The sequence below is a fragment of the Chryseobacterium herbae genome, assembly GCF_025154075.1.
Classification (GTDB): Bacteria; Bacteroidota; Bacteroidia; order Flavobacteriales; family Weeksellaceae; genus Chryseobacterium; species Chryseobacterium herbae.
This window is the reverse complement of sequence record NZ_JAOAMU010000004.1, coordinates 199501-224810: the sequence shown is the minus strand read 5'-3', so window position 1 is coordinate 224810 and position 25310 is coordinate 199501. Positions and strand designations below refer to the sequence as shown.

The window sequence follows — 25310 nt, the reverse complement described above, 5'->3', positions numbered from 1 at the left end:
ATGGGATCAAGAAAAAGAGAAAGTGCATTAGCACGTAAGTTAACAAATCAAGATGTAGTAAAAGCATTACATAACGATTGCCCTTCTTCTCCAAGAAAGATGAGATTAGTAGCTGATATCATCAGAGGCGTAGAAGTAGACAAAGCTTTATACATCCTAAAATATTCAAAGAAAGACGCTTCTAATAAATTAGAAAAAGTCTTACTTTCAGCAATGGCCAACTGGCAAGCTAAAAACGAAGGTGCTGATATCGAAGAAGCTAATCTTATCGTTAAAGAAATTTTTGTAGACAGTGCAAGACAATTGAAGAGACTAAGACCAGCTCCACAAGGTAGAGGGTATAGAATCAGAAAAAGATCAAACCACATTACATTAATCTTAGGTAATAAAGAAAATTAATCAAGGTATGGGACAGAAGACAAATCCAATTGGTAACAGATTAGGTATCATCAGAGGATGGGATTCAAACTGGTTTGGTGGTAAAGATTATGGAGACAGAATCGCTGAAGACTACAAAATCAGAAGATACCTTGAAGCTAGATTATCTAAAGGTGGTATTTCAAAAATTTATATTGAAAGAACTTTAAAATTAGTTACAGTAACTATTACTACTGCTAGACCGGGACTTATCATCGGTAAAGGAGGTCAGGAAGTTGATAAATTAAAAGAAGAATTGAAGAAACTTACAGGTAAGGATATTCAAATCAACATTTTCGAAATCAAAAGACCTGAACTTGACGCAGTACTAGTAGCAGACAGCATCTCTAAGCAGATTGAAAACAGAATTTCTTACAGAAGAGCTGTTAAAATGGCGATGGCAAGTACAATGAGAATGGGTGCTGAAGGTATCAAAGTTCAAATCTCTGGTAGATTGAACGGTGCTGAAATGGCAAGAAGCGAATCTTTCAAAGACGGAAGAATTCCTTTGTCTACTTTCAGAGCTGATATCGATTACCACTGGGCTGAAGCTCACACTACTTACGGTAGACTAGGAGTGAAAGTTTGGATCATGAAAGGAGAGGTTTACGGTAAAAGAGACCTTTCTCCACTAGTGGGACAACAGAAGAAAGGAGGTCCTTCAGGAGGTGGAAACAGAGGTGGAGACCGAGATAACAGAAGACCTAGAAAGAATAATAACAATAATAACAATAATAATTAAAAATTTTAGGTTAGAAATTTTGAATTTTAAATTACCGTTACTTTTTTAAAATATAAAAAATCTAAAATCTAAAATCTAAAATCTAAAATTTAGAAATTATGTTACAACCAAAAAGAACCAAATTCCGTAGAGTTCACAAGATGAAGATGAAGGGGATTGCTCAAAGAGGTAATCAACTGGCATACGGAACATTTGGAATCAAAGCTATAGAAGGTGCTTGGATTACTGCAAGACAAATCGAAGCTGCTCGTATCGCTGCGACTAGATATATGAAGAGAGAAGGTCAGCTGTGGATCAAAATATTCCCGGATAAGCCTATTACTAAGAAACCAGCCGAAGTAAGGATGGGTAAAGGTAAAGGTGCTGTGGAATATTGGGTAGCTGTAGTAAAACCAGGTAAAATCATGTTCGAAATCGGAGGAGTATCTTACGAGATCGCTAAGGAAGCTTTAAGACTTGCTGCACAGAAATTACCGGTAATTACTAAATTCGTAGTTGCTAACGATTTTGTTAAACCTCTATAATCTTTGATACAATGAAACAAGCTGATATTAAAAATTTAAGCGCGGGTGATATTCAAGCAAAACTTGCTGAATTGAAAACTCAATATTCAAAACTGAAATTGGCTCACAAGATCAGTCCAATTGAAAACCCGATTCAAATCAGAGATTTGAGAAGATCAATCGCTAGACTAAACACTGAGTTAACCACTAAACAACAATAAGATTTTCATACATTATGGAAAGAAACTTAAGAAAAGAAAGAATCGGAATAGTTTCCAGCAATAAAATGGAAAAGACCATTGTTGTAAGTGAGACTACGAGAGTGAAACACCCGATGTACGGTAAATTCGTTTTGAAAACGAAAAAATATACTGCACACGACGAGAACAACGAATGCACAGAGGGAGATACAGTTCTTATCCAAGAAACTAGACCTTTGAGCAAGAGCAAGAGATGGAGATTAGTAAGAATCATTGAAAAAGCTAAGTAATAATGTTACAAACAGAATCAAGATTAAAAGTTGCTGATAACACAGGTGCCAAAGAGGTATTGGTTATCAGAGTTCTGGGAGGAACCAGAAGAAGATATGCTTCAGTTGGTGATAAAATCGTTGTTACTATCAAAGATTCTACGCCATCAGGAAACGCTAAAAAAGGTCAGGTATCTAAAGCTGTAGTAGTAAGAACTAAAAAAGCAGTTAGAAGAAAAGATGGTTCATACATCAAATTCGAAGACAATGCTTGTGTATTACTAAACGCAGCAGGAGAAATGAGAGGAACGCGTGTTTTCGGACCAGTTGCTCGTGAGTTGAGAGACAAAGAATATATGAAAATCATTTCATTAGCTCCTGAAGTACTTTAATTTTTAAAATTTTTAAAAGAAAATGTCAAAGTTAAAAATAAAAAGAGGAGATAACGTCATCATTACTACTGGTAAGAAAGATATCAAAGGTAAGACAGGTGAAGTTATTGAAGTGATCAAAAAAGAAGGAAAAGATCCTAGAGTTATCGTTGCAGGTCTTAACATCGTTAAAAAACACGTTAAGCCTTCAGCTTCTAACCCTCAAGGTGGAATCACTGAAAAAGAAGCTTCTATTCATATCTCAAACATCGCTCTAGTTGGTAAAGACGGCAAAGCGGTAAGAGTTGGTTATAAAATCGACGGAGATAAGAAAGTAAGAATCGATAAAAAAACGGGTGAAACTTTATAATTTGAATTAACACATGGAATTTATAGCAAGACCCAAAAATATATACAGAGAGAAAATTGTTCCTGCAATGATGGAAGAATTTGGGTACAAATCTGTAATGCAGGTACCTAAATTGGAAAAAATCATCCTATCTCAAGGATTAGGTGATGCCACTGCAGACAAAAAAATCATTGATTACGCTGTAGAAGAATTAACAATGATTACTGGCCAGAAAGCAGTAGGTACCATCTCTAAGAAAGACGAAGCGGCTTTCAAATTGAGAAAAGGTATGCCTGTAGGTGCTAAAGTAACATTGAGAGCTCATAAAATGTATGAATTCTTAGACAGACTTACTGCTTCTGCTTTACCACGTATCAGAGATTTCTCTGGTATCAAAGCAGACGGGTTCGATGGTAGAGGTAATTATAACTTAGGTATTACTGAGCAGATTATCTTCCCTGAAATCGTAATTGACAAAGTGAAAAAAATCCAAGGGATGGACATCACTTTCGTAACAAGCGCGAAAACAGATAAAGAAGCGAAAGCATTATTAACTCACTTCGGTTTACCATTTAAAAAGAACTAAGAAATGGCTAAAGAATCAATGAAAGCGCGTGAGCGCAAAAGAGAAGCACTAGTTGCTAAATACGCTGACAAGAGAAAAGCTTTAAAAGAAGCTGGTGACTATGAAGGTCTTCAGAAATTACCTAAAAATGCTTCTCCTGTAAGATTACACAACAGATGTAAACTAACAGGTAGACCAAGAGGGTACATGAGAACTTTCGGTCTTTCTAGAGTAACGTTCCGTGAAATGGCCAACAACGGTCTTATCCCGGGAGTGAAAAAAGCTAGTTGGTAGTAATTACTAATTAATCGGGACAATTAAGTTGTCTGGATACTAAAGAACAAAAATATCAGACCCAAGTTTTTCTGAAGTCTGATATTTTAATCTTCAAGTCCCTTCAATACTGATTGTCTTTAACCAATAATTTAAAATAGAAAAATGGTAACAGATCCAATTTCAGATTTCCTAACAAGAGTAAGGAACGCACAAAGCGCAGGCCACAAAGTGGTGGAGATTCCTGCATCGAAAATCAAAAAGGAGATTACTAAGATCTTATTTGACCAGGGTTATATCTTAAACTTTAAGTTTGAAGAAAGCGCTGTTCAAGGTACGATCAAAATCGCTTTAAAGTATGACAAGCAAACTAACAAGCCGGCTATTAAATCTATCCAGAGAGCTTCTAGACCAGGTTTAAGACAGTACAAAGGTTCTACAGAACTTCCAAGAGTACTGAACGGTTTGGGAATAGCTGTTATCTCTACTTCTAAAGGAGTAATGACTGACAAGAAGGCTAGAGAAGAAAAAGTAGGCGGTGAAGTAATCTGCTATGTTTATTAATTTTTAATCAGAGGAAAATGTCAAGAATTGGTAAAGCAATTATAACAATTCCAGCTGGAATTACAGTCACTGAAAATAACAGTATTGTAACGGTAAAAGGTCCTAAAGGAGAACTTTCTCAGGAGCTTACAGCAGGAATTACTTTAGAACAGAACGATGGCGTGCTTACAGTAAGCAGACCGTCTGATTCTAAACAACACAAAGCGCTTCACGGTTTATACAGAGCGTTGATCAACAACATGATTGTTGGTGTTGAAAAAGGTTTCGAAAAGAAACTAGAACTAGTAGGGGTAGGATACAGAGCTTCACACACAGGTCAAAAACTTGAGTTAGCTTTAGGATTCTCTCACGGTATCGTATTGGAACTTCCAAACGAAGTAAAATTAGATACATTGACTGAAAAAGGTAAAAACCCAATTATTACTTTAGCGTCTCATGACAACCAACTTCTAGGAATGGTAGCTGCAAAGATCCGTTCTTTCAGAAAGCCTGAGCCTTACAAAGGAAAAGGTGTAAGATTCCTGGGAGAAATTGTTAGACGTAAAGCTGGTAAATCTGCTTAATAAATTATAAGTATTATGGCATTAAGTAAATTAGAAAAAAGAATAAGAATCAAAAGAAGAGTAAGAGGAAAAATCTCTGGATCTTCTGAATTGCCAAGATTATCTGTATATAAAAGTAATAAGGAAATTTACGCTCAGTTAATCGATGATAAAAATGGTACAACATTAGCCTCCGCTTCTTCTAGAGAGAAGGGTGTAGATGCTAACGGTACTAAGACTGAAGTTTCTGCTGCTGTTGGTAAAGCTATCGCTGCTAAAGCTATCGCTGCAGGAATCGAAAGTATTGTATTTGACAGAAACGGTTTCGTTTACCACGGAAGAGTGAAAGCTCTTGCTGATGGAGCGAGAGAAGGAGGACTTAAATTCTAATCATAAAAATTTCGGAAATATGTTAGGACTAGATAATATAGAAAGAGTAAAACCGGGAGGATTAGAATTAAAAGATCGTCTCGTAGCTGTTAACAGAGTAACAAAAGTAACAAAAGGAGGTAGAGCTTTCGGATTTTCTGCTATTGTAGTAGTAGGTAACGAAGACGGAGTAATCGGTCACGGTCTAGGAAAATCTAAAGAAGTAGCTTCTGCAATTGCTAAAGCTGTTGAAGATGCTAAGAAAAACCTAGTGAAAGTTCCTGTAATGAACCACACTATTCCTCACCAGACTACTGCCAGATACGGTGGTGCAGATATCTTCTTAAGACCTGCTTCTCACGGTACAGGACTTATCGCCGGTGGTGCGGTAAGAGCGGTACTTGAGTCTGCTGGTATTCACGATATCCTTTCAAAATCTAAAGGATCTTCTAACCCTCACAACGTAGTGAAAGCTACTTTCAAAGCGTTATTAGATATCAGAAGACCTGAAGAGATCGCTAGAATGAGAGGAGTTTCTCTAAGTAAAGTGTTTAACGGTTAATATTAGAACAATGGCAACAATCAAAGTAAAGCAAGTAAGAAGCGCTATTGGAAGAACAAAAACCCAAAAGAGAACGCTTGAAGCATTAGGATTTAAGAAACTTCACCAAGTTGTAGAACACGAAGCTACGCCTTCTATTTTAGGAATGATAGCTGCAGTTAGTCATTTACTTGAAGTTCAAAAATAATTTTAAAACAAAAATTAAAATGAATTTAAACAACATAAGACCTGCTGCAGGTGCTACTCACAACTCTAAAAGAATTGGTAGAGGGCAAGGTACAGGAAAAGGAGGTACTGCTACGAAAGGACATAAAGGTCAGAAAGCTAGAGCTGGTTATTCTCAGAAAATCGGTTTCGAAGGTGGACAGATGCCTTTACAAAGGAGATTACCTAAATTCGGATTCAAAAACGTAAACAGAAAAGAGTTTAGAGGCGTAAACCTTGATACTATTCAAATCTTAATCGAGAACAAATCCATCACTGGAGAGATCACGAAAGAAGTTTTAGTAGAAAACGGGATCGTTTCTAAAAACGAATTAGTGAAAATTATGGGTAGAGGAGAATTGAAATCTGCGGTTTCAATCTCTGCTGACAAGTTCACTAAATCTGCTGAAGAGCTTATTGCTAAAGCAGGTGGAAAAGCAATTACCTTATAATACTTACTAATGAAAGAATTTATACAAACCCTTAAGAATATTTGGAGCCTAAAGGAATTAAGAGATAAAATTCTCTTTACGTTAGGTATTATCCTTGTGTATAGATTCGCATCTTATATCTCACTTCCTGCAATTAACCTTGCAGAGGTGGGAGATCTCTTAGAGCATTATAAAAATCAAGGCGGTAACAAGCAAGGAGCAGGTCTCCTTGGCTTGCTTTCGTCGTTTACGGGGGGAGCTTTCAGCCACGCTTCCGTAATGGCGTTGGGTATCATGCCTTATATTTCTGCTTCTATTATTGTTCAGTTGATGGGAATGGCTATTCCTTATCTTCAGAAACTTCAGAAGGATGGAGAGTCAGGTAGAAATACATTGAATCAAATTACTAGATGGTTAACGATTGGTGTTTGTCTTGTACAGGCTCCTTCTTATTTAACTTCTATTACTCAATTGTTTTTACCATATGCTCAGTTCTCTTCTGCATACTATGTAGAGCCAAATTCTATCATGTTCTGGTTACCAAGTATTGTAATCTTGGTTGCTGGTTCAGTATTCGCAATGTGGTTAGGTGAGAAAATCACCGACAAAGGTATCGGAAACGGTATTTCCATCCTTATTATGGTGGGGATCCTTTCAAGATTACCGGAAGCATTCGTTCAGGAAATGGCCGTGCAGAACGGAAAAGGAGGAATGGGATCTATTATGATCCTTATTGAAGTAATATTCTGGATGCTGGTAGTTCTTTTGGCAGTCGTATTATCGGTTGCTGTCAGAAAAATCCCAATTCAGTATGTAAGCAGAGCTCAAGCAAGAGGAGGTGTAAACAGAAATCTTATGCAGGGAGCAAGACAGTGGATCCCATTGAAAGTAAATGCTGCTGGTGTAATGCCGATTATCTTTGCTCAGGCATTGATGTTCGTACCAGGATTATTAACGAAATTCGATGAGTCCAATACTTTTCTCGCAGGTTTCAAGAATGTTTTTAGCTGGCAGTACAACGTATTGTTCGCGCTATTAATTATTATATTCTCATTTTTCTATACTGCAATTACAATTCCGGTGAACCAAATGGCTGATGATTTGAAGAGAAATGGAGGTTTAGTACCGAAAGTAAGACCCGGTAAAGAGACAGCTGACTATTTAGATGATATTTTATCAAAAATTACCTTGCCAGGTGCAATATTTTTGTCTATCTTTGCAGTCCTTCCAGCAATAGTGCATGGAAGCTTTGTTCAGACAGATGCGTTCGCCCTATTTTTCGGGGGAACATCACTATTGATTATGGTTGGAGTTATTTTAGATACCGTTCAACAGATTAATACATATCTGCTGAACCATCACTATGATGGCTTAATGCAGTCTAAATTGTCAAGAACGACTGGATATTAATTTATGGCAAAACAAAAACATATTGAACAAGACGGCGTTATCACGGAAGCACTTTCGAACGCCCAGTTCCGTGTAGAGCTGGAGAATGGGCATATACTTATCGCTCATATTTCCGGTAAAATGAGAATGCATTATATTAAACTTTTACCTGGAGACAAGGTAAAACTAGAAATGTCTCCCTATGATTTATCGAAAGGGAGGATCACATTTAGATATTAAAAACAGCTGCCAAATGGAATGTATGTTCCATTTGGCTCTTGTTGAAAAATAAATACTATCAAAATGAAAGTTAGAGCATCAATTAAAAAAAGAAGCGCTGATTGCAAGATTGTACGCAGAAAAGGTGTACTATTCGTAATCAACAAGAAGAACCCAAAATTTAAACAAAGACAAGGCTAACATTAAATTATGGCGAGAATTGCAGGTATTGATTTACCAAAAAACAAAAGAGGTGTTATCGGTTTAACTTACATCTACGGAGTTGGAAGAAATACTTCTTCTGAAATCCTTAAAGCTGCCGGTATCAGCGAAGACAAGAAAGTCAACGAATGGAATGACGATGAATTGGCTGCAATCAGAACATATATCTCTGAAAACGTAAAAGTAGAAGGAGAATTAAGATCTGAAGTGCAATTGAACATCAAGAGATTGATGGACATAGGATGCCAACGAGGAATACGTCACAGACTAGGACTACCTTTAAGAGGCCAGAGAACGAAAAACAACTCTAGAACCCGTAAAGGAAAGAGAAAAACAGTTGCTAACAAGAAAAAAGCAAGTAAATAATCGTTAGGAATTATGGCAAAACAAAGTAAAGTAGTTAAAAAAAGAAAAGTAAAAGTTGAGGCTATTGGAGAAGCGCATATTCAAGCGTCTTTCAATAACATCATCATTTCTTTAACAAATAAAAGCGGAGAAGTTATCTCTTGGGCTTCTGCCGGTAAAATGGGATTCAGAGGTTCTAAAAAGAACACTCCTTTTGCTGCTCAAATGGCAGCTGAAAATTGCTCTAACGTAGCTCATGAAGCTGGATTAAGAAGAGTAAAGGTGTATGTGAAAGGTCCTGGTGCAGGTAGAGAATCTGCGATCAGAACGATCCACAATTCAGGTATTGAAGTTAGCGAAATTATTGACGTTACCCCTATGCCACACAATGGATGTAGACCACCGAAAAGAAGAAGAGTTTAATTTTTAGAATTTACCCATTATGGCAAGATATATTGGACCTAAAACTAAGATTGCTAGAAAGTTTGGTGCTGCAATCTACGGAGATGACAAAAACTTCGAAAGAAGAAAAAACCAACCGCCAGGACAACACGGTCCTAACAAAAGAAGAGGTGCTAAGAAATCAGAATATGCAGTTCAGCTAGCTGAAAAGCAAAAAGCTAAATATACTTACGGTATTTTAGAAAAGCAGTTTGCTAACTTATTTGAAAAAGCACACAGAAGTAAAGGTGTAACAGGTGAAGTTCTATTACAGCTTTGTGAATCAAGATTGGATAACGTAGTATTCAGATTAGGTTTTGCTAAAACAAGATCTGCTGCTAGACAGTTAACTTCTCACAGACACATTACTGTGAATGGGGAGATCCTTAACATTCCTTCTTATTTAGTAAAAGCAGGTGATGTGATCGCTGTAAGAGAGAAATCTAAATCTCTTGAGGTTGTTACTGATTCATTAGCTACTAAAGCTAATTATGAGTGGTTACAATTCAACGATGAGAAGAAAGAAGGTACTTTCGTTTCTGCTCCTGAAAGAATCCAGATTCCGGAGGACATCAAGGAACAGCTTATCGTCGAACTTTACTCTAAATAATTTTTTAATCAAATTTTTGCTCAACCCAATAATATGGCAATTTTACAATTCATAAAACCCGATAAAGTAATTTTACTTAACTCTGATGAATTTAAAGGTCAATTCGAATTCAGACCATTAGAACCAGGTTTCGGGCTTACAATCGGTAATGCTTTGAGAAGAGTGTTGCTTTCTTCTCTGGAAGGATATGCTATTTCATCTATCAAAATAGAAGGTGTAGAGCACGAATTTTCAACTATTCCAGGAGTAATCGAAGATGTTACCGAAATTATTCTTAACCTTAAGCAGGTAAGATTAAAAGCTTCAGCAGAAGGCCAGGCCAACGAGCAGGTAATTGCTAAAGTATCAGGTCAGACGGTTATTACTGCTGGTGATTTAGGTAAGTCTATCAACGGATTTGAGGTGCTGAACCCGGATCTTTTGATTTGCAACCTGAACAGTGATGTAACTTTCGAAATTACTTTCAATATTGAAAAAGGAAGAGGGTATGTTCCTTCAGAACAAAATAAGTCAAACAATGCTCCTGTAGGAACTATTGCTATTGACTCTATTTTCACGCCAATTAAGAAAGTACAATACAGCATTGAAAATTATCGTGTAGAGCAAAAAACAGACTACGAAAAACTTGTATTAGATATAGAAACTGATGGATCTATCAGTCCTCAAAATGCTTTAACAGAAGCTTCTAAGATATTAATTTATCACTTCATGTTATTCTCTGATGAGAGAATCACGCTTGAAACAGAAGCCGTAAAAGCATCTATCCAATATGATGAAGAAACACTTCACACAAGACAATTACTTAAGTCTAAATTAGCAGATATGGATCTTTCTGTAAGAGCCCTAAACTGTCTGAAAGCAGCTGAAGTAGAAACTCTTGGAGAGCTTGTTTCTTACAGTAAGTCTGATTTGATGAAATTCAGAAATTTTGGTAAAAAATCTTTGACAGAACTAGAAGAATTAGTGCATTCAAAAGGTCTTAACTTCGGTTTCGACGTTGCAAAATATAAGTTAGACGCTGATAAATAATTAATAATGAGACACGGTAAAAAATTCAATCACTTAGGAAGAACAGCTTCTCATAGAAGTGCTTTACTTTCTAATATGGCTTGTTCTCTAATTGAGCATAAAAGAATCAACACTACTGTAGCTAAAGCTAAAGCTTTAAGAGTATATGTTGAACCTCTATTAACAAAGGCAAAAGAAGATACTACACACAATAGAAGAATTGTTTTTTCATATCTTCAAAGTAAAGAAGCAGTTACTGAACTTTTCAGATCAGTAGCTCCTAAAATCGCAGAAAGAAACGGTGGATATACAAGAATCATCAAGACTGGATTCAGACAAGGTGATGCTGCTGACATGGCTCTTATCGAGCTAGTTGATTTCAACGAACTTTACAATCCTAATGCTGAGGAGAAAAAAGCTACAAGAAGAAGCAGAAGATCTGCAACTGCAAAAAAAGTTGAAGCTGTAGTAGCTGAAGCTCCAAAAGCAGAAGAGAAAGTTGAAGAGCCTAAGGCTGAAGCAACTGACTCTGCAGAAGAGAAAACTGAAGAATAATATTCATTCAGATATAAATGAAAAGCCATCCGGAATCCGGATGGCTTTTTTATTTTGGTCCCTCTAATCATAAATCTCGGGCCCCTAAACTCGTATCGCGAAAGAGAATTAAATCTTCGTTCTCTTCAGTTCAATCACATTATTCCCTTGTTCAAGATGTAAGCTGTCTCCTTTTACTCTTGCGGTCATATCATCTTTTTCATAGATGGTTTCCCCGTTTTTAGTTCCAGTTTTAGGAAGGGTAAACGTTTTTTTATTGCTGGTAATCGCAACTGTGCTTTCTTTAGGATCATTCTTGAAAACTACTTTAACCAAGGCTCCGTCTGTTGCTTTGTACACAAAATCTGTTTTTTCTGTTTTCTGGCTGTTCACTTCAATAGTGGAAGAACTTTGGGTTACAGAATCTATTTTCCCGTTGTTGTCTGTGATTACAGTTGAAGAACTGTCCATTTTGATCACACTTTTGTTTCCGCTTTCATTTTTTTTGCAGCTCGTTAATAGTAATGCTACAGCTGAAACGGCTATTAAAAGACTTTTTCTCATGATATTTATTTTTTTAATGTAGGCTAATGAATTGTTTTTCTATCGTAACAGAAATTTAAGTAAATTTAGTAGAACAAAAAACAAACCAATAACCCTGAACTCAAGTCTCAAAATTACACAAAAGTGTAATTGATTCCACCTTGTTTTCTTACGAAATTTGTCTTAAACAAAAAAACAATGAGCATTTCCATCGCCATAGTAGAAGACGAAAAGAACTACAACAATGCGTTGAAGAAAGTCATCAATTACCAGGATGATATGAAGGTGGCCGCCCAGTTCTTCGACGGGAATGATGCCCTGAAAAATCTCCCAGATATTGCTCCGGATGTGGTGATGATGGATATCCAGCTGCAGGATATGCTCGGCATTGAAATCATCGAAAAGCTCAGAAAAGAAATGCCTGAAACGCAGTTCATCATGTGTACCAGTTTCGAAGATGATGAAAAGATTTTCAATTCTTTAAAAGCCGGTGCGATGGGCTATCTCATCAAAGGAGAAAGCATGGATAAAATATTATCCTCCATCCGCGATGTCTACAATGGTGGTGCACCCATGAGCCTGTCTATTGCCCGAAGAGTTTTAAGCCACTTCGAAAAAAAACTTCCTGAAACTAAAGAATTTGATGATCTCACCGAGCGAGAAAAGGAAATTCTTGAACTTCTTTCACAGGGACTTTTATATAAAGAAATTGCAGACCAGAAGTTCATCAGCATTGACACGGTAAAAAAACATGTAGGAAACATCTACCGAAAGCTGCATGTCAGCAATAAGGTAGAAGCCATTAATAAATTTAACCATTTTAAAAACTAAGAATTATGAAAACCAGATTATCAGAGATTTTTTTTCAAAGTAAACTAATAGACAAGAAGAAAACATTACTTGAAGCGTTTGCCGTAACGCCTATACCTGAAAGTGATTTTATAGAGTTGACAAATGAATTTAGCAAATTAAAAAGTAAAGATGATGTTTCTTTTAATAGTCATCTATTGGTTGATGGAGGACTTATTGATATTCTTTTAAGATCTCGAAAGAAATATGCTAATTTTTACTTTGTCGAGCGAAAAAAAAATATTTCTCTATTACTTCATTTATCAAATAATATTTCGTCTTTAGATTCTGATGATAAGGTATTTACATTTGATGAAAATCAGATCAATGGGATGACCATTTATACTTTAACTGAGCTAAGTGACACATTTAGCCTTCTTGTGGAGAAAACAAATTATGAAGAAGGACTTGGAGATTATATTAATCAAGTAACAAATAAGATTAATACTCGAATTGTATCATATGAAAAAGAAGATATTAGCTTGTTTCACCATACAACGTTTAAAGACTATCCTGATATGGAACAGTATTTTAAATATATAAAGATTAGTTTTATTGTCTTTAAAGGAATTAAAGGTTCTGTTCTTAATTCTGAATATAAGAAAAGATTAGGAAGAATTTCAATTGCCCTGCAGTATTATTTTGAGATGCCGGATGATAAAGTTATTTCTCTTAGTAGCCCATCTGATATAACAAGCTTATGGCCTTAACCATATTTTATTACATTTATTGTTTTGGTTTGCTAACTCTTACAATATTGTTTTTTACTTTGGGAATAAAAAAGAAATTTTATTCCCAAAGTTTCTTTTTTGTATACCTCATCACTACATTATTAGTAGATGTAGTAATCGGTTTTGCTGAAAAAATGCTAAATGTAGATCAACCGAATGCGGTGAGATTTAATTTCTATATCATATTCTGCATATTGTATTTTTCTTATTTATTTTGGGGCCAATTTTGGTGGAATTTTTTTTTAATAATTCTTTCATTATTATCTGTCTTATGTGTTTTTTTAATGAAAATAGATTTACTTAGTAATATTTTTGACATAAGATTAGGTTTTGTCATTTCATTCTATTACATAATTATTTCGCTTGCCTGGTTACTGAAGAAGAACTATTATTTTGATGGCGAAAAGATTATTAATAACCCATTATATTGGATAAGCCTATCTCAAATCGTATGGGCAAGTTTTTTTATACTAAGAACCGTTCCCATGTACTACTTCAACGAATCAAACAAAAGTATTCTAAATTTCAGTAAAATACTTTTTATTGCAGGCAATTATTTTTGTTTGATATTATACAGTTTTGCTTATTTTCAATGGAAAAAAATGAACAGCGATGCCAGATAAAATTAAGCTTACAATATTATTAGTAGGTGTAATTATTATTTTTATAGTTATAAGTTTAGCTTTCACTACCTACCTGTTTAATAAGAAAAGATTGCTTTTTATTCAGCAACAACAGCTCAAAGAAGCAGAATACCAAAACCAGCTCCTCCAGAAAGAACTCGAAAAGCAAAAATCAATAGAACAGGAGCGGGAACGCATCTCCCATGATATGCATGACGATCTCGGAGCGGGTATTTCAGCACTGAAACTTCAGGCAGAATTCCTGAAACAGAAAGCCGAAGATGATGATCTGCAGAATGACATCGATGAACTTCTGAAAACCTCCGAAGAAATGAATCTTTCCATGAGGGAAATGCTTTGGAGCCTGAATTCAGGAAATGATACCCTGGGAAGCTTTATAGATTATGCTAATCAATACGCGGATAACTTCCTGAAAAAAACAAAAATCAAATTGTGGTCAGAAAGTGTGGATGTCCTGTCAAAAACTCCGATTTCTACAGAGCTGAGGAGGAATATGTTTTTATGCTTAAAAGAAGCCATCAATAATGCCTACAAACACAGCCTTGCGAATACATTGAAACTGTCTTTCTCACAGGTAAATAATGTCTTTTCCATGAAGATTTCAGATGACGGATCCGGAATTCCTGACTCACATCCCGAAGGGAATGGATTAAGAAATATGAAACGAAGAATGCAGGAGCAAAACGGAGAATGCCATATTTTAAAAGACGGACCCGGAACTCAAATACTTTTCAGAGTTACCATATAAATTTGTATACATGTCTATTATTACTTTAATCACCCTTTTGTGTAATTGACATGAGGAATTTTTAAGCTGAACTTTACTGAAATAAAAACTAATTACAATGGATAATATTTTTTTTTCAGTATCAAATACAGGTGAACTGGTAGAGTTTGAAAACAAAACGCTACCATCACCTTTTTCTCAGGTGGAAGGGCTTGATAACAATACTCTGGAAGAAGTTCAGGGATTTAAATTACGCAACGCAGACTGGCTTGAAGCCCTGTCAGATGATATTGTGAATCTTCAGCACATTGATTCGTTCATGCCTGAAAGTACATGTGGAAATGATGACAGGGTATTGGTCAATCCTCAGAATGTGCCGTACAGATACATATGCAGTCTGATTATTACCGCAAACAATGGGACGCAATACATAGGGACCGGCTTTTTTATCAATAAAAGATGCATTATTACGAGTGGCCACTGCGTTTTTCTAAAAGATGCCGGAGGTTGGGCCCGGTCCGTTCAGGTTATTCCCGGGAGGGACGGAGGAAACGCACCGTTTGGATCACAGGTCAGTACCAATTTCAGAACTATGGAAGACTTTATCAGGAATGGGAATTCGGACTTTGATCACGGCGCTATTATTCTTCCGGACAATACGCTTTTTAACAGAGTCGGCGGCTATTTTGGCTACTCCGAATTGAAAACATCTACCATTCTGAATAATTCTGGGTATCCCAAAGATAAACCCCGCGGAACCCAGTGGTTTAATGCAGGGGCACCTACTAATGTGACAGATTACAAGCTTGAGTATATGTTGGATACAGAAGGAGGGCAAAGTGGAAGCCCTGTTTATGTGAATGCTCCGGTTCGTTCAGTAGTAGGCGTTCATGGCTATGGAGGCTGCCCGAATAAAGCTGTAAGAGTGAGAGATTACTTTTTTCAAAGATGGGCTGAATGGTCAAGACTGTAATTATATTGACCGTCTGGCAATGGAATTTCGTCTACAATAAGATATAAGCTAATACCAATAACCATAAAAACTAATCACCATGTCATTGTATTATATCGCGATCATTATGGCTGCAACAGGTGTTTTTGGAGGAATTGTCAATTTCTATTCAGATGCCAATGCACAAAGAGAAGCTGAAAGTACTACCATAATAAAATTACGGTCTATAGGAGTCTGTGTCCTTTTTGGATTGGCTGCGACCGTCCTCGTTCCCTTATTTCTGAAATTTGCAGACAGTAAGCTTTTGCAGGAAATTTATATTCCGGTAAAGGTACCTCCAATAGAGATCAAGCCATCAGGAAAGCCTGTTCCCAAAACCGCAAATTACAGTTTGGTAAAAAAAGATTCTATACAGACTACGCCATCTAATAATAACACAGGAGTTCAACCCGGTTCTACACAGCCTGATGATGATAAAAAAACGGAAGAAAAAGAAAAATCTGTTGCCACAGATTATCTGATCTGGACGGCGTATTGTCTGCTTGCTGCGTGTGCAGGAATGAGGTTTATAGACCTTCTGATGTCGAAGATTATCAGTAAAGAAACGATGAATCAGAAAAATACTGAGATACAGGAACTAAGTAAGGAAGTTAAAGGGAAGGAAAAAGAAATGACGACCTCTCTGAATAATTATAAAGTAAGTGAATCTATTCAGCTTAAAGATGCCGTGGAAAGCAGTAGTGTGGCCGAGAGTGGAATCAATGCACTGGATCAAAGTACATTATTACTCTCATGGCTGCCACCAATTACTCATTCCAATGACCCGCAGAAAGGAAGGTTCGGAGGAAGGAGCAGTACCAATGGTAAAACGCTTTCCGTAGATTATAGCCAGTCCAATCTTCCAGGTGTCCTGAATCTCACCATAAAGGTTTCTTCTGCAGAAGTAGATTTAAACAGCGATGTTTATTTATTTCTGCATAATTCTTTTGCTAAATCCATCATTCATCTTGACGGAAACGGAAAGAAAGAAGTGGAGTATAAAATTCCTGCGTACGGAGCATTTACCATAGGAGCAATGGCAGATAACGGGAATACCCTCTTGGAACTGGATTTGTCAGAATTGAAAAACTTTCCGGAAGATTTTAGAAACAGATAAAGTTAAAAGAAATTATCTCCAGATTTTTAATACCCATTCTCCAATCAATAAGGTTGGAGAATTTTTGGATTATTACCAAATATTAAAGCCTACTTTTTTCATCAGGTTAGTTTTTTCATTAAATTTGTGATCAAGTATAATTATTAATAAAAACAGCCTGAAGCATGTGCCGATGGTTTAAAACTAAACAATATGAGTGCAATTTCTTTCATAGAAGCGAGACAAATTTTGGATTCCAGAGGTAATCCTACCATTGAAGTAGATGTATTTACGGAAAGCGGTGCCATGGGACGTGCTGCAGTACCTTCAGGAGCATCTACGGGTGAACATGAGGCAGTGGAATTACGTGACGGCGGTTCAGATTATATGGGTAAAGGCGTCCTGAAAGCTGTTGAAAATGTAAAAGAAGTCATTGCAGAAAACTTAATCGGACAACCAGTTTTTGAGCAGAACTTTATCGACCAGATCATGATTGATCTTGATGGAACTGCCAACAAAGGAAATCTTGGTGCTAATGCAATTTTAGGAGTTTCTCTGGCGGTAGCAAAAGCGGCTGCCGCTGAATTGAGAATTCCTTTATACAAATATGTAGGAGGTGTTAATGCCAACACACTTCCTGTTCCTATGATGAATGTAATCAACGGTGGATCTCACTCTGATGCGCCTATCGCATTCCAGGAATTCATGATCATGCCGGTAAAAGCAGAATCTTTCTCTGATTCATTGAGAAAAGGAACTGAAATTTTCCATAACCTGAAGGCTATTCTTCATTCAAGAGGTCTTTCTACTGCGGTAGGTGACGAAGGAGGTTTTGCCCCTACGTTCAAAGGAACTGAAGATGCTTTGGATACATTGCTTCAGGCGATCGAAAAAGCAGGTTACAAGCCTGGTGACGATATCATGCTGGCACTGGATTGTGCGGCTTCAGAATTCTACAAAGACGGAATCTACGATTACAGAAAATTCCAGACTCCGGATGCAGCTCAGTTCTCAAGCAGCGAGCAGGTTTCTTACCTTGCTGAATTAGCAGCGAAATACCCGATTATCTCTATCGAAGACGGTATGCAGGAAAACGACTGGGAAGGTTGGAAAATGCTTACAGATAAAATCGGTGACAGAGTACAGCTTGTGGGAGACGATTTATTCGTAACCAACGTAGAAAGACTGTCAAGAGGAGTGAAAGAAGGTATTGCCAACTCTATCCTTGTAAAAGTAAACCAGATCGGTTCTCTTTCCGAAACTATGGATGCAGTACAAATGGCTCAGAACAACAGGTTCACTTCTGTAATGTCTCACAGATCAGGAGAAACTGAAGATGCTACGATTGCTGACCTTGCAGTAGCTATGAACTGCGGACAGATCAAAACAGGATCTGCTTCAAGATCAGACAGAATGGCGAAGTACAACCAGCTGTTGAGAATTGAAGAAGCATTGGGTGATACGGCCTATTTCCCTGGTTTAGATGCATTCAAAATTAAAAGATAATTGAATTTATAAATGACGGCAAGCGATAATTTTTGTTTGCCGTATTTTGTAATAAGTAGTATATTTAGAAAAAAAAATAAAATAAATGTCAGACAACAAAGTAATATTGAATTACGACGGTAATTCATATGAATATCCAATCGTGGATAGTACTATCGGAGACAGAGGAATTGATATTTCAAAATTAAGAGACCAGACAGGTTTAATCACTCTGGATTTAGGGTACAAGAACACCGGAGCTACTCTTAGCGACATCACTTACTTAGACGGAGATAAAGGAGAATTATTCTACAGAGGTTATCCAATCGAGCAGATTGCTGAGAAATCTAACTTCACAGAAGTAATGTACCTTTTATTAAATGGTGAATTACCTAATCAGGATCAGTTCAGTTCTTTCAACAACAATATTAAAAAATATAACTTCATAGCAGAGGAGATGAAAAAAATCATCGATGCTTTCCCTCGTTCTGCACACCCTATGGGAGTTTTATCTTCTTTAACTTCCGCTTTGACCGCTTTTAATCCTAAAGCCGTTAACGTAAACTCTAAAGAAGAAATGGACCACGCTGCAGAATTGATGATTGCTAAATTCTCTCACCTTTGCGCATGGACCTACAGAAAAACTCAGGGTCTTCCACTTAATCATGGAGACAACAACCTGAACTACGTAGAAAACTTCTACAAAATGGCATTCAGATTACCAAACGAGGATTTCGAAGTAAACCCAGTAATTGTAGATGCTCTTGATAAATTATTAATCCTTCACGCTGACCACGAGCAAAACTGTTCTACTTCTACAGTAAGAATGGTAGGTTCTGCTCACACAGGTCTTTTCGCTTCTATTTCTGCGGGTGTTTCTGCACTTTGGGGTCCTCTTCACGGAGGGGCTAACCAGGCTGTAATCGAAATGCTTGAATTGATCGAAAAAGATGGTGGAGACGTTAACAAATGGGTAGCAAAAGCTAAAGATAAAAATGATAACTTCCGTCTAATGGGCTTTGGACACAGAGTATACAAAAACTTTGACCCAAGAGCGAAGATCATTAAAAAAGCAGCTGATGATATCCTTAGTGCATTAGGTATTCAGGATAAAGCGCTTGATATTGCAATGCAGTTGGAAAAAGTAGCTCTTGAAGACGAATACTTCGTAGAAAGAAAGCTATATCCAAACGTAGATTTCTATTCAGGTATCATCTACAGAGCGTTAGGAATTCCTACAGAAATGTTCACCGTAATGTTTGCATTAGGAAGACTACCGGGATGGATTTCTCAGTGGAAAGAAATGAGAATGAAAGGAGATCCTATCGGAAGACCAAGACAGGTTTACCAAGGTGCTCAACAAAGAGATTACATCGATATTACAAACAGATAATCACTGTTTTTATCATAATAAAAATCCCAAAGCTTGCTTTGGGATTTTTTATTTTGGATTGTTGTCTCTTTTTATAAAATTGGAATTGATAATTTCATTAAATTTACTTCCATAAGTTAATCAATGTCAATAGGTTTTGGCTAAAGCCAAATGATGAGGTTTTATTGTTAAACGGACTAAAGTCCGTTCCTATTGAAAATCACCCGTACAGATTGATGAAACCAGTTATTGATCATCTTTATATCAAAAAATAAAAAACAAATACAATGACTTTCGGACAGCAGATGTTATTTTTCTTCAGTGCAGTAGGAGCCTTTAATGGGTTGCTGCTCGGGATCTATCTTCTGTTTGTCAAAAAGCTCAAATATCTTCCGGATTTCTTCCTAGGTCTGATTTTATTGACTTTAAGCATCAGAGTTGGGATTTCCGTCTGCATTTATTTTTATCCGGACTTACCGAGAATTATTCCCCATTTTGGAATGGCGGCGTTGTTTTTTACTGGACCAGCTTTATATTATTATATCAGATCATCATTTTTAAGGGAAAAATTTGATTTAAAACAGTGCCGAACTTCTTTCGGTATTCTTACGTTGCTCCTTGGAGCCGTTGGATTGGTGTATTTATTCTTTCCGGTTACTTGGGACAGATATTTCGGAACCTTTATTTATACCGTTTGGTCAGTATTTGTCGTGTTAGCGGTATACCAATATTATATTTTTTCAAAACGGACGACTCAAAATCCCAATAAATTTATCCTTCCGGTAATGATCAGCAATGTGATTATTTTTCTGGCTTATCAGCTAATTTCTACAGGTTGGGTTCAAATCTACTGTGCAGGAGGAAGTCTTGTGTTTTCCTTTGTGCTGTATGCTAATTTTTTAATTCTGTTCAGTAAAAAGAATGAGCAGGAGTATGTAAAGGAAGCTCCAAAATATACCAATAAAAAGATTTCAGAAGAATTGGCAGATGGTTTTGTTTCAAAACTTGAACGGCTGATGAATTCCGAAGAATTGTACAAAAATCCAAATCTGAAATTAAGCGATCTGGCCACTAAAATGAATATGTCTGCCCATCAGCTTTCCCAACTGCTGAATGATAATTTGGGCAAAAGCTTTTCAACCTACATCAATGAATACAGGATCAGCGAAGCTTGTGACAAAATAGAAAACGGTTCCTTTCTGAAGATTGAAGAGATTGGTTATGAAGTTGGATTTAATTCCAAGTCTACATTCTTTTCTACATTCAAAAAAATCAAAAATACAACACCTCTTCTGTACAAACAGTCTCAAATTCCTTCTGAGGCTAGGTTTCAGAGTTCAGAATTATAATTTCGTACTGCGGAATTTAAACTTCAAAACCTTATTTTTCCTTCATCCCGCTACTTTTGGTTTCATAAAATTTAAAATTTATGAATATCAGATTATGGCTTTTCCTGTCGCTCTTATTTATTTTCTGTTTTGGAAAAGCTCAGGAAACAATCAAAGGAAAAGTTTTGGATTCAGAGACGAAAGCACCGGTTTTTCAGGCTGAAGTTTCTCTGTTCAATACATCAGACCGACGAATCATTCAAAAAGTTATCACAGATTCCTTAGGATTTTTCCAGCTGAATAACAGAGGTGATGATTCCTATGTTGTCATTCGAAAAGACGGGTACGAGGCCAAAGAATTGGATAAGGCGGGAGATTTTTCTTTGATTGAATTGAAACCGGCAGTCGGAAATATTTCTGAAGTAGTCATCCGTTCAGCAGCTAGAAATATCAAGCTGAGTGATGGAAATATCGTGATGAGCGTTTCCGGAAATAAAGACTTTAAAACATCGGCTAATCTTCTTGAAGTTTTAAGGAAAACTCCCGGCGTTTCCATAGATCAGGAAGAAGGCATTTTTATAGGGGGAAGAATTACGCCCGCGATATTTATTGATGGGAAACCCGTTGCCATGAGCAGTCAGGAATTGCAATCCTATCTTCGTTCGTTACCACCGGAAATGGTAGAATCTCTTGAAGTGAACGCCAATCCCTCTTCAAAATATGATGCGGAATTTAAAGGCATTATCGATATCAGACTGAAAAGAAACGGAAATCTCGGCTGGAAAGGAAATTACAATGGAAATAACTATGCAAATAAGTTCAGCTACAGGGAAAATTCTTTAAATCTTTCCTACAATACAGAGAAAACAGCGTACAGTCTGCAGGCCAACTATAATAACGGAATTTCCACCTACCGTTATAATGCGTTGCAAAAGCTTGCCAATACCAATATTATGCGAACCAATACGTATCAGGAAGATGAAGGGACGGTGTACGGTATTCAGACCGGAGCAGATTTCAGGATGAATGATAAAAACAGACTCGGTATCAACTTAAGAGGAAATTTCAGACAAAGTGACCGGTTCCGTTTAGGATCGCTTTATACGACCAACAGGGATGAATCGCAGCTGATCTTTAATACCCAAAGCGAAAATCCGACAGAGTATTCCCAGAAAAATTATGGGATCACCGCTGATTATGCATTCCAAAACAAAGGTTTTAAGCTGAACTTTTTAGGAAATTATCTTTCCGTTGAAAATAAACAGAATGATGATTTTATTAACAGGGACCAACCAACCTCTCAACTTTTATCCTATTGGAAATCTGATCTGCTTAATAAAATTGACATTCAGACCGTGCAGATTGATGCTTCTCAAAAAATAGGTAATGCAGATCTTGAGGCCGGGATGAAATACAGCCGTTCAGATACAGATAATAATATCCGATATGATACATTGTCTGTAAATAACCGTTTTGTCTTTGATCCTGAACGTAGCAATATGTTTTCTTATAAAGAGAAAATTTGGGCCGGTTATGTATCTTACAGACAGAAATTCGGAAAGCTTCAGGTGAATGCAGGGTTACGGTTTGAGAATACACAGAGTATTTCAGATGCTGTTACCAGAGATTCCATCGTGTCAAGAAATTATCTGGAGTGGCTGCCGTCTTTCAGTACGTCTTATGCATTTAATAAATCTAATGAATTGTCTCTATCCTACAGCAGGAAGATGACAAGGCCTGTCTTTTCACAGCTCAATCCGTTCCGGGTTTATTTCAGTCCGCTGAATTATTGGATCGGGAATCCTTATCTGCAGCCATCTTTCACCAGTCAGATCAGACTTACATACCGTCATAGGAATTGGGTGACCAGTTTTACAGCAGGAAAAGAAAAAGATGTGATGACGCGTTATCCCCTTTACAATCCGAAAACCAATGTTCTGGAATATCTGGGCACGAATCTTCCGTACAGAAAATTTGCATCCATAGAAACCAGTTTTCCAGTAAAACTAACGAAATGGTGGAATATCACCAGCCAGATCACCGGATACTACAATGATGAATTCAGACCGTATCTCGATGAGGTATTTGCTTTAAAAGTATATAATTATGAACTCAGGGTAAACCAGGTCTTTTCTTTACCAAAAGGATATACCGTTAATCTATTTGCCAATTATGAATCCAAAACAGGCAACAGTCTCTACATCATAAAGCCAAGATATACGGTGGATCTGTCCTTGCAGAAATCATGGTTTGACAATACCCTTAATACAAAGATCAGCTACAACAATATTTTTGATTCTTATGATCAAGATCTTGAGTTCAGACATAAACAAATCATGGATAACCGTCTAAACCATTGGTGGGACAGTAGTCGTCTTATTGTTTCTGTGGGGTACAGCTTTGGAAGTTCAAAGTATCAGGCAAAGGAGCTCCAGAAGAGCGAAGAAGAAAACAGAGCCCGATAAAAAGAAAACCTGCTTGTTTGATCAGGCAGGTTCTTATTCATTTTATGGACACATACATCTGTCACAAGTCCAGATATAGCATTTTCCTGTAACATCATCCCATTCGCAGCATCTTCTGTTTCCTGGTGGAATAGCTCCTCCCATAACGGATTTCTGTTGCTCTCTTCCTAATTTTTGTGCATTTTTCAGCACCGGATTTTTCTTGTTCATGATTTTGATTTTTTGGTGTTAATAATTAAAGTTTTAAAATGATAATTCCATTGAAATTATATCACTAATATAGGAACTTATTTTGTAGAATTTACATTTTTTTGTTTCTTATGTAGATGAAAAATAGCCAGTTGTAGATAGATGTTGAACAATAAATAATGGGACCCGATAGTCCGGTGTGAAATTTTATACTAAAATATAGGGTTCAAGATTGAAAGGTATGCTGCATTAAAATCAAATTTGATGCATAAAACAAATCAAAAGTTTCGCAGATAGAGACCTTTACTTATATTTGTAGTATTGCATAAATCTTTATGAGACTAAACATTAAAAACGAAACGGGCAGGCTGAAATCAGTAGTTCTAGGTCAGCCTAATTCAATGGGAGCTGTTCCCACACTAGAGGAGAGTTATGACGCCAAGTCATATTACTCCATCGAACACAATATGTATCCTAAGGAAGTGGATATCATCAACGAAATGAATGCTTTCGAAGCAGTACTAAAAAAATATGATGTGGAGGTCCTTCGCCCGAGCATTATCAAAGATTATAATCAGGTTTTTTCAAGAGACGTAGCATTTGTGATCGACGATAAAATGATCATCTCAAACGTGATCGCAGACAGAGCTGACGAGCAGGAGGCCTACAAAAAAGTTTTTGAAAAAGTAGCCTGGAGAAAAATTATCAATCTTCCGGAAACGGCACACATCGAAGGGGGAGACGTTATTGTATGGGACGATTTCCTTTTTATTGGAACATGCTTCAGTGAAGATTACAGAAACTATAAAACGGCAAGAACGAACGAATACGCTATTGAAATTTTAAAAGAATATTTTCCGAAGAAAAGAATCATTGATCTTGAATTAAAGAAAAACGATAAAATTCCATTCGAAGGCATTCTGCATCTGGATTGTACCTTCAATCCGGTAGGAAAAGATAAATGTCTTATTTATAAAAACGGATTTGTAGATGAAAGCGATTACCGCCTGATCATCGATATTTTCGGGGAAGAAAACTGTTTCCATCTCAATGATGATGAAATGTTTGAAATGTTCCCGAATATTTTCTCCATTTCTCCGGACATTGTGGTATCAGACAAAACATTCACCAGAATGAACAATCATCTGAGAAACGAGTGGGGAATGACCGTAGAAGAAATTCCTTATAGAGAAATCTCTAAAATGGGAGGATTGCTGAGATGTTCTACAATGCCTCTTGTAAGGGAGTAGGAGTGTATTAGGGTTTTAGAGTAGGAGCGTGGGAGTGTTTTGTTTTACGTTTTAAATAAACTATAAATATGTCTACAGTCAGGTTTCATAAGGAATTAAAAGTTTTTCAAAGGTCCTTTGAAATGGCTATGCAAATTTATGAACTCTCAAAATCCTTTCCAAAAGAAGAACTCTATTCTCTTACGGACCAGATCAGAAGATCATCAAGATCAGTCTCAGCTAATATTAGCGAGGCGTGGGGAAAAAGAAAATATGAAAAATCCTTTATTGCTAAGCTAACAGATTCTGAAGGTGAAGCAAGAGAAACCCAAACATGGTTGCAGTTTGCTCTGGCTTGCGAGTATATCAATGCTGAACAGTTTGGAAAATTACATAATGAGTATAATCAAATCATCGGAATGTTAGTTACTATGATAGGGCAATCAGAAAAATGGTGTTCATTTTCATCACTCAATAAAGAGGATGATAATTTGTATCACGACTGATATACTCAAAAACTCTCGTACACTAA

The 25310-nt window shown here is 36.7% G+C and carries 36 protein-coding genes; 34 read left to right on the top strand and 2 right to left on the bottom strand.

Translation table 11 applies throughout. The features are described from left to right. The 23 genes from rplV (at window position 1) to rplQ (ending at window position 11150) form a co-directional block, all read left to right on the top strand. Complete coding sequence (gene rplV / locus N0B48_RS14125) at window positions 1-399, top strand: 50S ribosomal protein L22 (RefSeq protein ID WP_034702853.1); 399 nt, start codon at window positions 1-3, stop codon at window positions 397-399. A gap of 7 nt (window positions 400-406) precedes the next feature. Next, window positions 407-1159 carry a 30S ribosomal protein S3 gene (gene rpsC, locus N0B48_RS14120; RefSeq protein WP_034702856.1) on the top strand — a complete coding sequence of 251 codons (753 nt, stop codon included), beginning with the start codon at window positions 407-409 and terminating at the stop codon, window positions 1157-1159. 98 nt (window positions 1160-1257) lie between these two features. Further along, the gene (gene rplP / locus N0B48_RS14115) at window positions 1258-1683 is read left to right on the top strand and encodes a 50S ribosomal protein L16 (RefSeq protein WP_047454300.1); all 426 of its coding nucleotides are present in this window, start codon (window positions 1258-1260) and stop codon (window positions 1681-1683) included. Between the two features lie 11 nt (window positions 1684-1694). Further along, entirely contained in the window at window positions 1695-1883 is a 189-nt protein-coding gene (gene rpmC, locus N0B48_RS14110; RefSeq protein ID WP_034725985.1) for a 50S ribosomal protein L29, read from the top strand. Between the two features lie 11 nt (window positions 1884-1894). Further along, the gene (rpsQ, locus tag N0B48_RS14105) at window positions 1895-2152 is read left to right on the top strand and encodes a 30S ribosomal protein S17 (protein WP_053073319.1); all 258 of its coding nucleotides are present in this window, start codon (window positions 1895-1897) and stop codon (window positions 2150-2152) included. Window positions 2153-2154: 2 nt separating this feature from the next. Continuing rightward, a complete protein-coding gene (gene rplN, locus N0B48_RS14100; protein ID WP_007839504.1) occupies window positions 2155-2523 on the top strand; it encodes a 50S ribosomal protein L14 in 369 nt (122 codons plus the stop codon). Window positions 2524-2545: 22 nt separating this feature from the next. Beyond that, window positions 2546-2872, top strand: coding sequence for a 50S ribosomal protein L24 (gene rplX, locus N0B48_RS14095; RefSeq protein ID WP_047454302.1), 327 nt, complete (start codon window positions 2546-2548; stop codon window positions 2870-2872). A 13-nt stretch (window positions 2873-2885) separates the two neighbouring features. Further along, window positions 2886-3437, top strand: coding sequence for a 50S ribosomal protein L5 (gene rplE, locus N0B48_RS14090; protein WP_047454303.1), 552 nt, complete (start codon window positions 2886-2888; stop codon window positions 3435-3437). A 3-nt stretch (window positions 3438-3440) separates the two neighbouring features. Further along, window positions 3441-3710 (top strand): 30S ribosomal protein S14, encoded by a 270-nt coding sequence (gene rpsN, locus N0B48_RS14085; RefSeq protein WP_034702868.1) that lies wholly within the window; start codon window positions 3441-3443, stop codon window positions 3708-3710. Window positions 3711-3854: 144 nt separating this feature from the next. Next, the gene (gene rpsH / locus N0B48_RS14080) at window positions 3855-4253 is read left to right on the top strand and encodes a 30S ribosomal protein S8 (RefSeq protein ID WP_034725979.1); all 399 of its coding nucleotides are present in this window, start codon (window positions 3855-3857) and stop codon (window positions 4251-4253) included. 17 nt (window positions 4254-4270) lie between these two features. After that, on the top strand, window positions 4271-4816 hold the full coding sequence (gene rplF, locus N0B48_RS14075; RefSeq protein ID WP_259839411.1) for a 50S ribosomal protein L6: 546 nt from the start codon (window positions 4271-4273) through the stop codon (window positions 4814-4816). Window positions 4817-4831: 15 nt separating this feature from the next. Then, window positions 4832-5185: a 50S ribosomal protein L18 gene (gene rplR / locus N0B48_RS14070; protein WP_047454305.1), complete on the top strand. Its 354-nt coding sequence runs from the start codon at window positions 4832-4834 to the stop codon at window positions 5183-5185. A 19-nt stretch (window positions 5186-5204) separates the two neighbouring features. Further along, window positions 5205-5726, top strand: a complete 522-nt coding sequence (gene rpsE, locus N0B48_RS14065; RefSeq protein WP_034703137.1) for a 30S ribosomal protein S5 — start codon at window positions 5205-5207, stop codon at window positions 5724-5726. A 10-nt stretch (window positions 5727-5736) separates the two neighbouring features. Further along, complete coding sequence (gene rpmD / locus N0B48_RS14060) at window positions 5737-5913, top strand: 50S ribosomal protein L30 (protein WP_007839493.1); 177 nt, start codon at window positions 5737-5739, stop codon at window positions 5911-5913. A gap of 19 nt (window positions 5914-5932) precedes the next feature. Further along, window positions 5933-6382 (top strand): 50S ribosomal protein L15, encoded by a 450-nt coding sequence (rplO, locus tag N0B48_RS14055; RefSeq protein WP_259839410.1) that lies wholly within the window; start codon window positions 5933-5935, stop codon window positions 6380-6382. Window positions 6383-6391: 9 nt separating this feature from the next. Further along, a complete protein-coding gene (gene secY / locus N0B48_RS14050; protein ID WP_034725974.1) occupies window positions 6392-7771 on the top strand; it encodes a preprotein translocase subunit SecY in 1380 nt (459 codons plus the stop codon). Between the two features lie 3 nt (window positions 7772-7774). Continuing rightward, window positions 7775-7990, top strand: coding sequence for a translation initiation factor IF-1 (infA, locus tag N0B48_RS14045; RefSeq protein WP_027381317.1), 216 nt, complete (start codon window positions 7775-7777; stop codon window positions 7988-7990). Between the two features lie 63 nt (window positions 7991-8053). Next, the gene (rpmJ, locus tag N0B48_RS14040; protein WP_007839480.1) at window positions 8054-8170 is read left to right on the top strand and encodes a 50S ribosomal protein L36; all 117 of its coding nucleotides are present in this window, start codon (window positions 8054-8056) and stop codon (window positions 8168-8170) included. A gap of 9 nt (window positions 8171-8179) precedes the next feature. Next, window positions 8180-8557 carry a 30S ribosomal protein S13 gene (gene rpsM / locus N0B48_RS14035; protein ID WP_034738759.1) on the top strand — a complete coding sequence of 126 codons (378 nt, stop codon included), beginning with the start codon at window positions 8180-8182 and terminating at the stop codon, window positions 8555-8557. Window positions 8558-8569: 12 nt separating this feature from the next. Then, window positions 8570-8959 (top strand): 30S ribosomal protein S11, encoded by a 390-nt coding sequence (rpsK, locus tag N0B48_RS14030; RefSeq protein WP_034702879.1) that lies wholly within the window; start codon window positions 8570-8572, stop codon window positions 8957-8959. Between the two features lie 19 nt (window positions 8960-8978). Continuing rightward, window positions 8979-9587 (top strand): 30S ribosomal protein S4, encoded by a 609-nt coding sequence (rpsD, locus tag N0B48_RS14025; protein ID WP_259839409.1) that lies wholly within the window; start codon window positions 8979-8981, stop codon window positions 9585-9587. A gap of 33 nt (window positions 9588-9620) precedes the next feature. Beyond that, window positions 9621-10616, top strand: coding sequence for a DNA-directed RNA polymerase subunit alpha (locus tag N0B48_RS14020; protein ID WP_034725969.1), 996 nt, complete (start codon window positions 9621-9623; stop codon window positions 10614-10616). A 6-nt stretch (window positions 10617-10622) separates the two neighbouring features. After that, the gene (rplQ, locus tag N0B48_RS14015) at window positions 10623-11150 is read left to right on the top strand and encodes a 50S ribosomal protein L17 (RefSeq protein WP_223608834.1); all 528 of its coding nucleotides are present in this window, start codon (window positions 10623-10625) and stop codon (window positions 11148-11150) included. Between the two features lie 108 nt (window positions 11151-11258). On the opposite strand, the gene N0B48_RS14010 is transcribed toward rplQ, so the two are convergent. Next, window positions 11259-11693 (bottom strand): hypothetical protein, encoded by a 435-nt coding sequence (locus N0B48_RS14010; protein WP_259839408.1) that lies wholly within the window; start codon window positions 11691-11693, stop codon window positions 11259-11261. A gap of 177 nt (window positions 11694-11870) precedes the next feature. Here N0B48_RS14010 and N0B48_RS14005 point away from each other — a divergent pair, with 177 nt between their 5' ends. The 9 genes from N0B48_RS14005 to N0B48_RS13965 all read left to right on the top strand — a co-directional run bounded on the left by N0B48_RS14005 (window position 11871) and on the right by N0B48_RS13965 (window position 23360). Next, on the top strand, window positions 11871-12503 hold the full coding sequence (locus N0B48_RS14005) for a response regulator (RefSeq protein ID WP_223608832.1): 633 nt from the start codon (window positions 11871-11873) through the stop codon (window positions 12501-12503). Between the two features lie 5 nt (window positions 12504-12508). After that, a complete protein-coding gene (locus N0B48_RS14000) occupies window positions 12509-13231 on the top strand; it encodes a hypothetical protein (protein ID WP_259839407.1) in 723 nt (240 codons plus the stop codon). A 633-nt stretch (window positions 13232-13864) separates the two neighbouring features. Continuing rightward, a complete protein-coding gene (locus N0B48_RS13995) occupies window positions 13865-14644 on the top strand; it encodes a sensor histidine kinase (RefSeq protein WP_259839406.1) in 780 nt (259 codons plus the stop codon). A gap of 97 nt (window positions 14645-14741) precedes the next feature. Beyond that, window positions 14742-15596, top strand: a complete 855-nt coding sequence (locus tag N0B48_RS13990) for a trypsin-like serine peptidase (protein WP_259839405.1) — start codon at window positions 14742-14744, stop codon at window positions 15594-15596. Between the two features lie 79 nt (window positions 15597-15675). Continuing rightward, window positions 15676-16731, top strand: a complete 1056-nt coding sequence (locus N0B48_RS13985) for a YEATS-associated helix-containing protein (RefSeq protein WP_259839404.1) — start codon at window positions 15676-15678, stop codon at window positions 16729-16731. 192 nt (window positions 16732-16923) lie between these two features. Beyond that, the gene (gene eno, locus N0B48_RS13980) at window positions 16924-18216 is read left to right on the top strand and encodes a phosphopyruvate hydratase (RefSeq protein ID WP_259839403.1); all 1293 of its coding nucleotides are present in this window, start codon (window positions 16924-16926) and stop codon (window positions 18214-18216) included. An 85-nt stretch (window positions 18217-18301) separates the two neighbouring features. Beyond that, on the top strand, window positions 18302-19588 hold the full coding sequence (locus tag N0B48_RS13975) for a citrate synthase (protein WP_169236356.1): 1287 nt from the start codon (window positions 18302-18304) through the stop codon (window positions 19586-19588). A gap of 266 nt (window positions 19589-19854) precedes the next feature. Further along, window positions 19855-20916, top strand: a complete 1062-nt coding sequence (locus N0B48_RS13970) for a helix-turn-helix domain-containing protein (RefSeq protein WP_259839402.1) — start codon at window positions 19855-19857, stop codon at window positions 20914-20916. Window positions 20917-20996: 80 nt separating this feature from the next. Continuing rightward, window positions 20997-23360, top strand: coding sequence for a TonB-dependent receptor domain-containing protein (locus N0B48_RS13965; RefSeq protein WP_259839401.1), 2364 nt, complete (start codon window positions 20997-20999; stop codon window positions 23358-23360). A gap of 42 nt (window positions 23361-23402) precedes the next feature. Here N0B48_RS13965 and N0B48_RS13960 read toward each other — a convergent pair whose 3' ends face one another. Further along, the gene (locus tag N0B48_RS13960) at window positions 23403-23570 is read right to left on the bottom strand and encodes a hypothetical protein (protein ID WP_153397679.1); all 168 of its coding nucleotides are present in this window, start codon (window positions 23568-23570) and stop codon (window positions 23403-23405) included. Between the two features lie 314 nt (window positions 23571-23884). On the opposite strand from N0B48_RS13960, the gene N0B48_RS13955 reads away from it, so the two are divergent. Next, window positions 23885-24799 (top strand): dimethylarginine dimethylaminohydrolase family protein, encoded by a 915-nt coding sequence (locus tag N0B48_RS13955; protein ID WP_259839400.1) that lies wholly within the window; start codon window positions 23885-23887, stop codon window positions 24797-24799. A gap of 68 nt (window positions 24800-24867) precedes the next feature. Further along, entirely contained in the window at window positions 24868-25284 is a 417-nt protein-coding gene (locus N0B48_RS13950; RefSeq protein WP_259839398.1) for a four helix bundle protein, read from the top strand. The last annotated feature ends 26 nt before the right edge of the window (window positions 25285-25310 follow it).

Excerpts from the sequence above, each read along its gene's own strand:
- rpsH (WP_034725979.1), top strand. The coding sequence starts at position 3,855 with ATGGTAACAGATCCAATTTCAGATTTCCTAACAAGAGTAAGGAACGCA.
- rplP (WP_047454300.1), top strand. The coding sequence starts at position 1,258 with ATGTTACAACCAAAAAGAACCAAATTCCGTAGAGTTCACAAGATGAAG.
- N0B48_RS13985 (WP_259839404.1), top strand. The coding sequence starts at position 15,676 with ATGTCATTGTATTATATCGCGATCATTATGGCTGCAACAGGTGTTTTT.
- N0B48_RS14005 (WP_223608832.1), top strand. The coding sequence starts at position 11,871 with ATGAGCATTTCCATCGCCATAGTAGAAGACGAAAAGAACTACAACAAT.
- rplQ (WP_223608834.1), top strand. The coding sequence starts at position 10,623 with ATGAGACACGGTAAAAAATTCAATCACTTAGGAAGAACAGCTTCTCAT.
- rpsM (WP_034738759.1), top strand. The coding sequence starts at position 8,180 with ATGGCGAGAATTGCAGGTATTGATTTACCAAAAAACAAAAGAGGTGTT.
- rplE (WP_047454303.1), top strand. The coding sequence starts at position 2,886 with ATGGAATTTATAGCAAGACCCAAAAATATATACAGAGAGAAAATTGTT.
- N0B48_RS14010 (WP_259839408.1), bottom strand. The coding sequence starts at position 11,693 with ATGAGAAAAAGTCTTTTAATAGCCGTTTCAGCTGTAGCATTACTATTA.
- rpsN (WP_034702868.1), top strand. The coding sequence starts at position 3,441 with ATGGCTAAAGAATCAATGAAAGCGCGTGAGCGCAAAAGAGAAGCACTA.
- N0B48_RS13960 (WP_153397679.1), bottom strand. The coding sequence starts at position 23,570 with ATGAACAAGAAAAATCCGGTGCTGAAAAATGCACAAAAATTAGGAAGA.
- N0B48_RS13995 (WP_259839406.1), top strand. The coding sequence starts at position 13,865 with ATGCCAGATAAAATTAAGCTTACAATATTATTAGTAGGTGTAATTATT.
- secY (WP_034725974.1), top strand. The coding sequence starts at position 6,392 with ATGAAAGAATTTATACAAACCCTTAAGAATATTTGGAGCCTAAAGGAA.
- N0B48_RS14020 (WP_034725969.1), top strand. The coding sequence starts at position 9,621 with ATGGCAATTTTACAATTCATAAAACCCGATAAAGTAATTTTACTTAAC.
- rplO (WP_259839410.1), top strand. The coding sequence starts at position 5,933 with ATGAATTTAAACAACATAAGACCTGCTGCAGGTGCTACTCACAACTCT.
- N0B48_RS13970 (WP_259839402.1), top strand. The coding sequence starts at position 19,855 with ATGACTTTCGGACAGCAGATGTTATTTTTCTTCAGTGCAGTAGGAGCC.
- rpmJ (WP_007839480.1), top strand. The coding sequence starts at position 8,054 with ATGAAAGTTAGAGCATCAATTAAAAAAAGAAGCGCTGATTGCAAGATT.
- rpmD (WP_007839493.1), top strand. The coding sequence starts at position 5,737 with ATGGCAACAATCAAAGTAAAGCAAGTAAGAAGCGCTATTGGAAGAACA.
- rpsK (WP_034702879.1), top strand. The coding sequence starts at position 8,570 with ATGGCAAAACAAAGTAAAGTAGTTAAAAAAAGAAAAGTAAAAGTTGAG.
- rpsE (WP_034703137.1), top strand. The coding sequence starts at position 5,205 with ATGTTAGGACTAGATAATATAGAAAGAGTAAAACCGGGAGGATTAGAA.
- N0B48_RS13955 (WP_259839400.1), top strand. The coding sequence starts at position 23,885 with ATGAGACTAAACATTAAAAACGAAACGGGCAGGCTGAAATCAGTAGTT.
- N0B48_RS13950 (WP_259839398.1), top strand. The coding sequence starts at position 24,868 with ATGTCTACAGTCAGGTTTCATAAGGAATTAAAAGTTTTTCAAAGGTCC.
- rplF (WP_259839411.1), top strand. The coding sequence starts at position 4,271 with ATGTCAAGAATTGGTAAAGCAATTATAACAATTCCAGCTGGAATTACA.
- infA (WP_027381317.1), top strand. The coding sequence starts at position 7,775 with ATGGCAAAACAAAAACATATTGAACAAGACGGCGTTATCACGGAAGCA.
- rpsC (WP_034702856.1), top strand. The coding sequence starts at position 407 with ATGGGACAGAAGACAAATCCAATTGGTAACAGATTAGGTATCATCAGA.
- eno (WP_259839403.1), top strand. The coding sequence starts at position 16,924 with ATGAGTGCAATTTCTTTCATAGAAGCGAGACAAATTTTGGATTCCAGA.
- N0B48_RS13965 (WP_259839401.1), top strand. The coding sequence starts at position 20,997 with ATGAATATCAGATTATGGCTTTTCCTGTCGCTCTTATTTATTTTCTGT.
- N0B48_RS14000 (WP_259839407.1), top strand. The coding sequence starts at position 12,509 with ATGAAAACCAGATTATCAGAGATTTTTTTTCAAAGTAAACTAATAGAC.
- rplX (WP_047454302.1), top strand. The coding sequence starts at position 2,546 with ATGTCAAAGTTAAAAATAAAAAGAGGAGATAACGTCATCATTACTACT.
- N0B48_RS13990 (WP_259839405.1), top strand. The coding sequence starts at position 14,742 with ATGGATAATATTTTTTTTTCAGTATCAAATACAGGTGAACTGGTAGAG.
- rpmC (WP_034725985.1), top strand. The coding sequence starts at position 1,695 with ATGAAACAAGCTGATATTAAAAATTTAAGCGCGGGTGATATTCAAGCA.
- rplN (WP_007839504.1), top strand. The coding sequence starts at position 2,155 with ATGTTACAAACAGAATCAAGATTAAAAGTTGCTGATAACACAGGTGCC.
- rplR (WP_047454305.1), top strand. The coding sequence starts at position 4,832 with ATGGCATTAAGTAAATTAGAAAAAAGAATAAGAATCAAAAGAAGAGTA.
- N0B48_RS13975 (WP_169236356.1), top strand. The coding sequence starts at position 18,302 with ATGTCAGACAACAAAGTAATATTGAATTACGACGGTAATTCATATGAA.
- rplV (WP_034702853.1), top strand. The coding sequence starts at position 1 with ATGGGATCAAGAAAAAGAGAAAGTGCATTAGCACGTAAGTTAACAAAT.
- rpsD (WP_259839409.1), top strand. The coding sequence starts at position 8,979 with ATGGCAAGATATATTGGACCTAAAACTAAGATTGCTAGAAAGTTTGGT.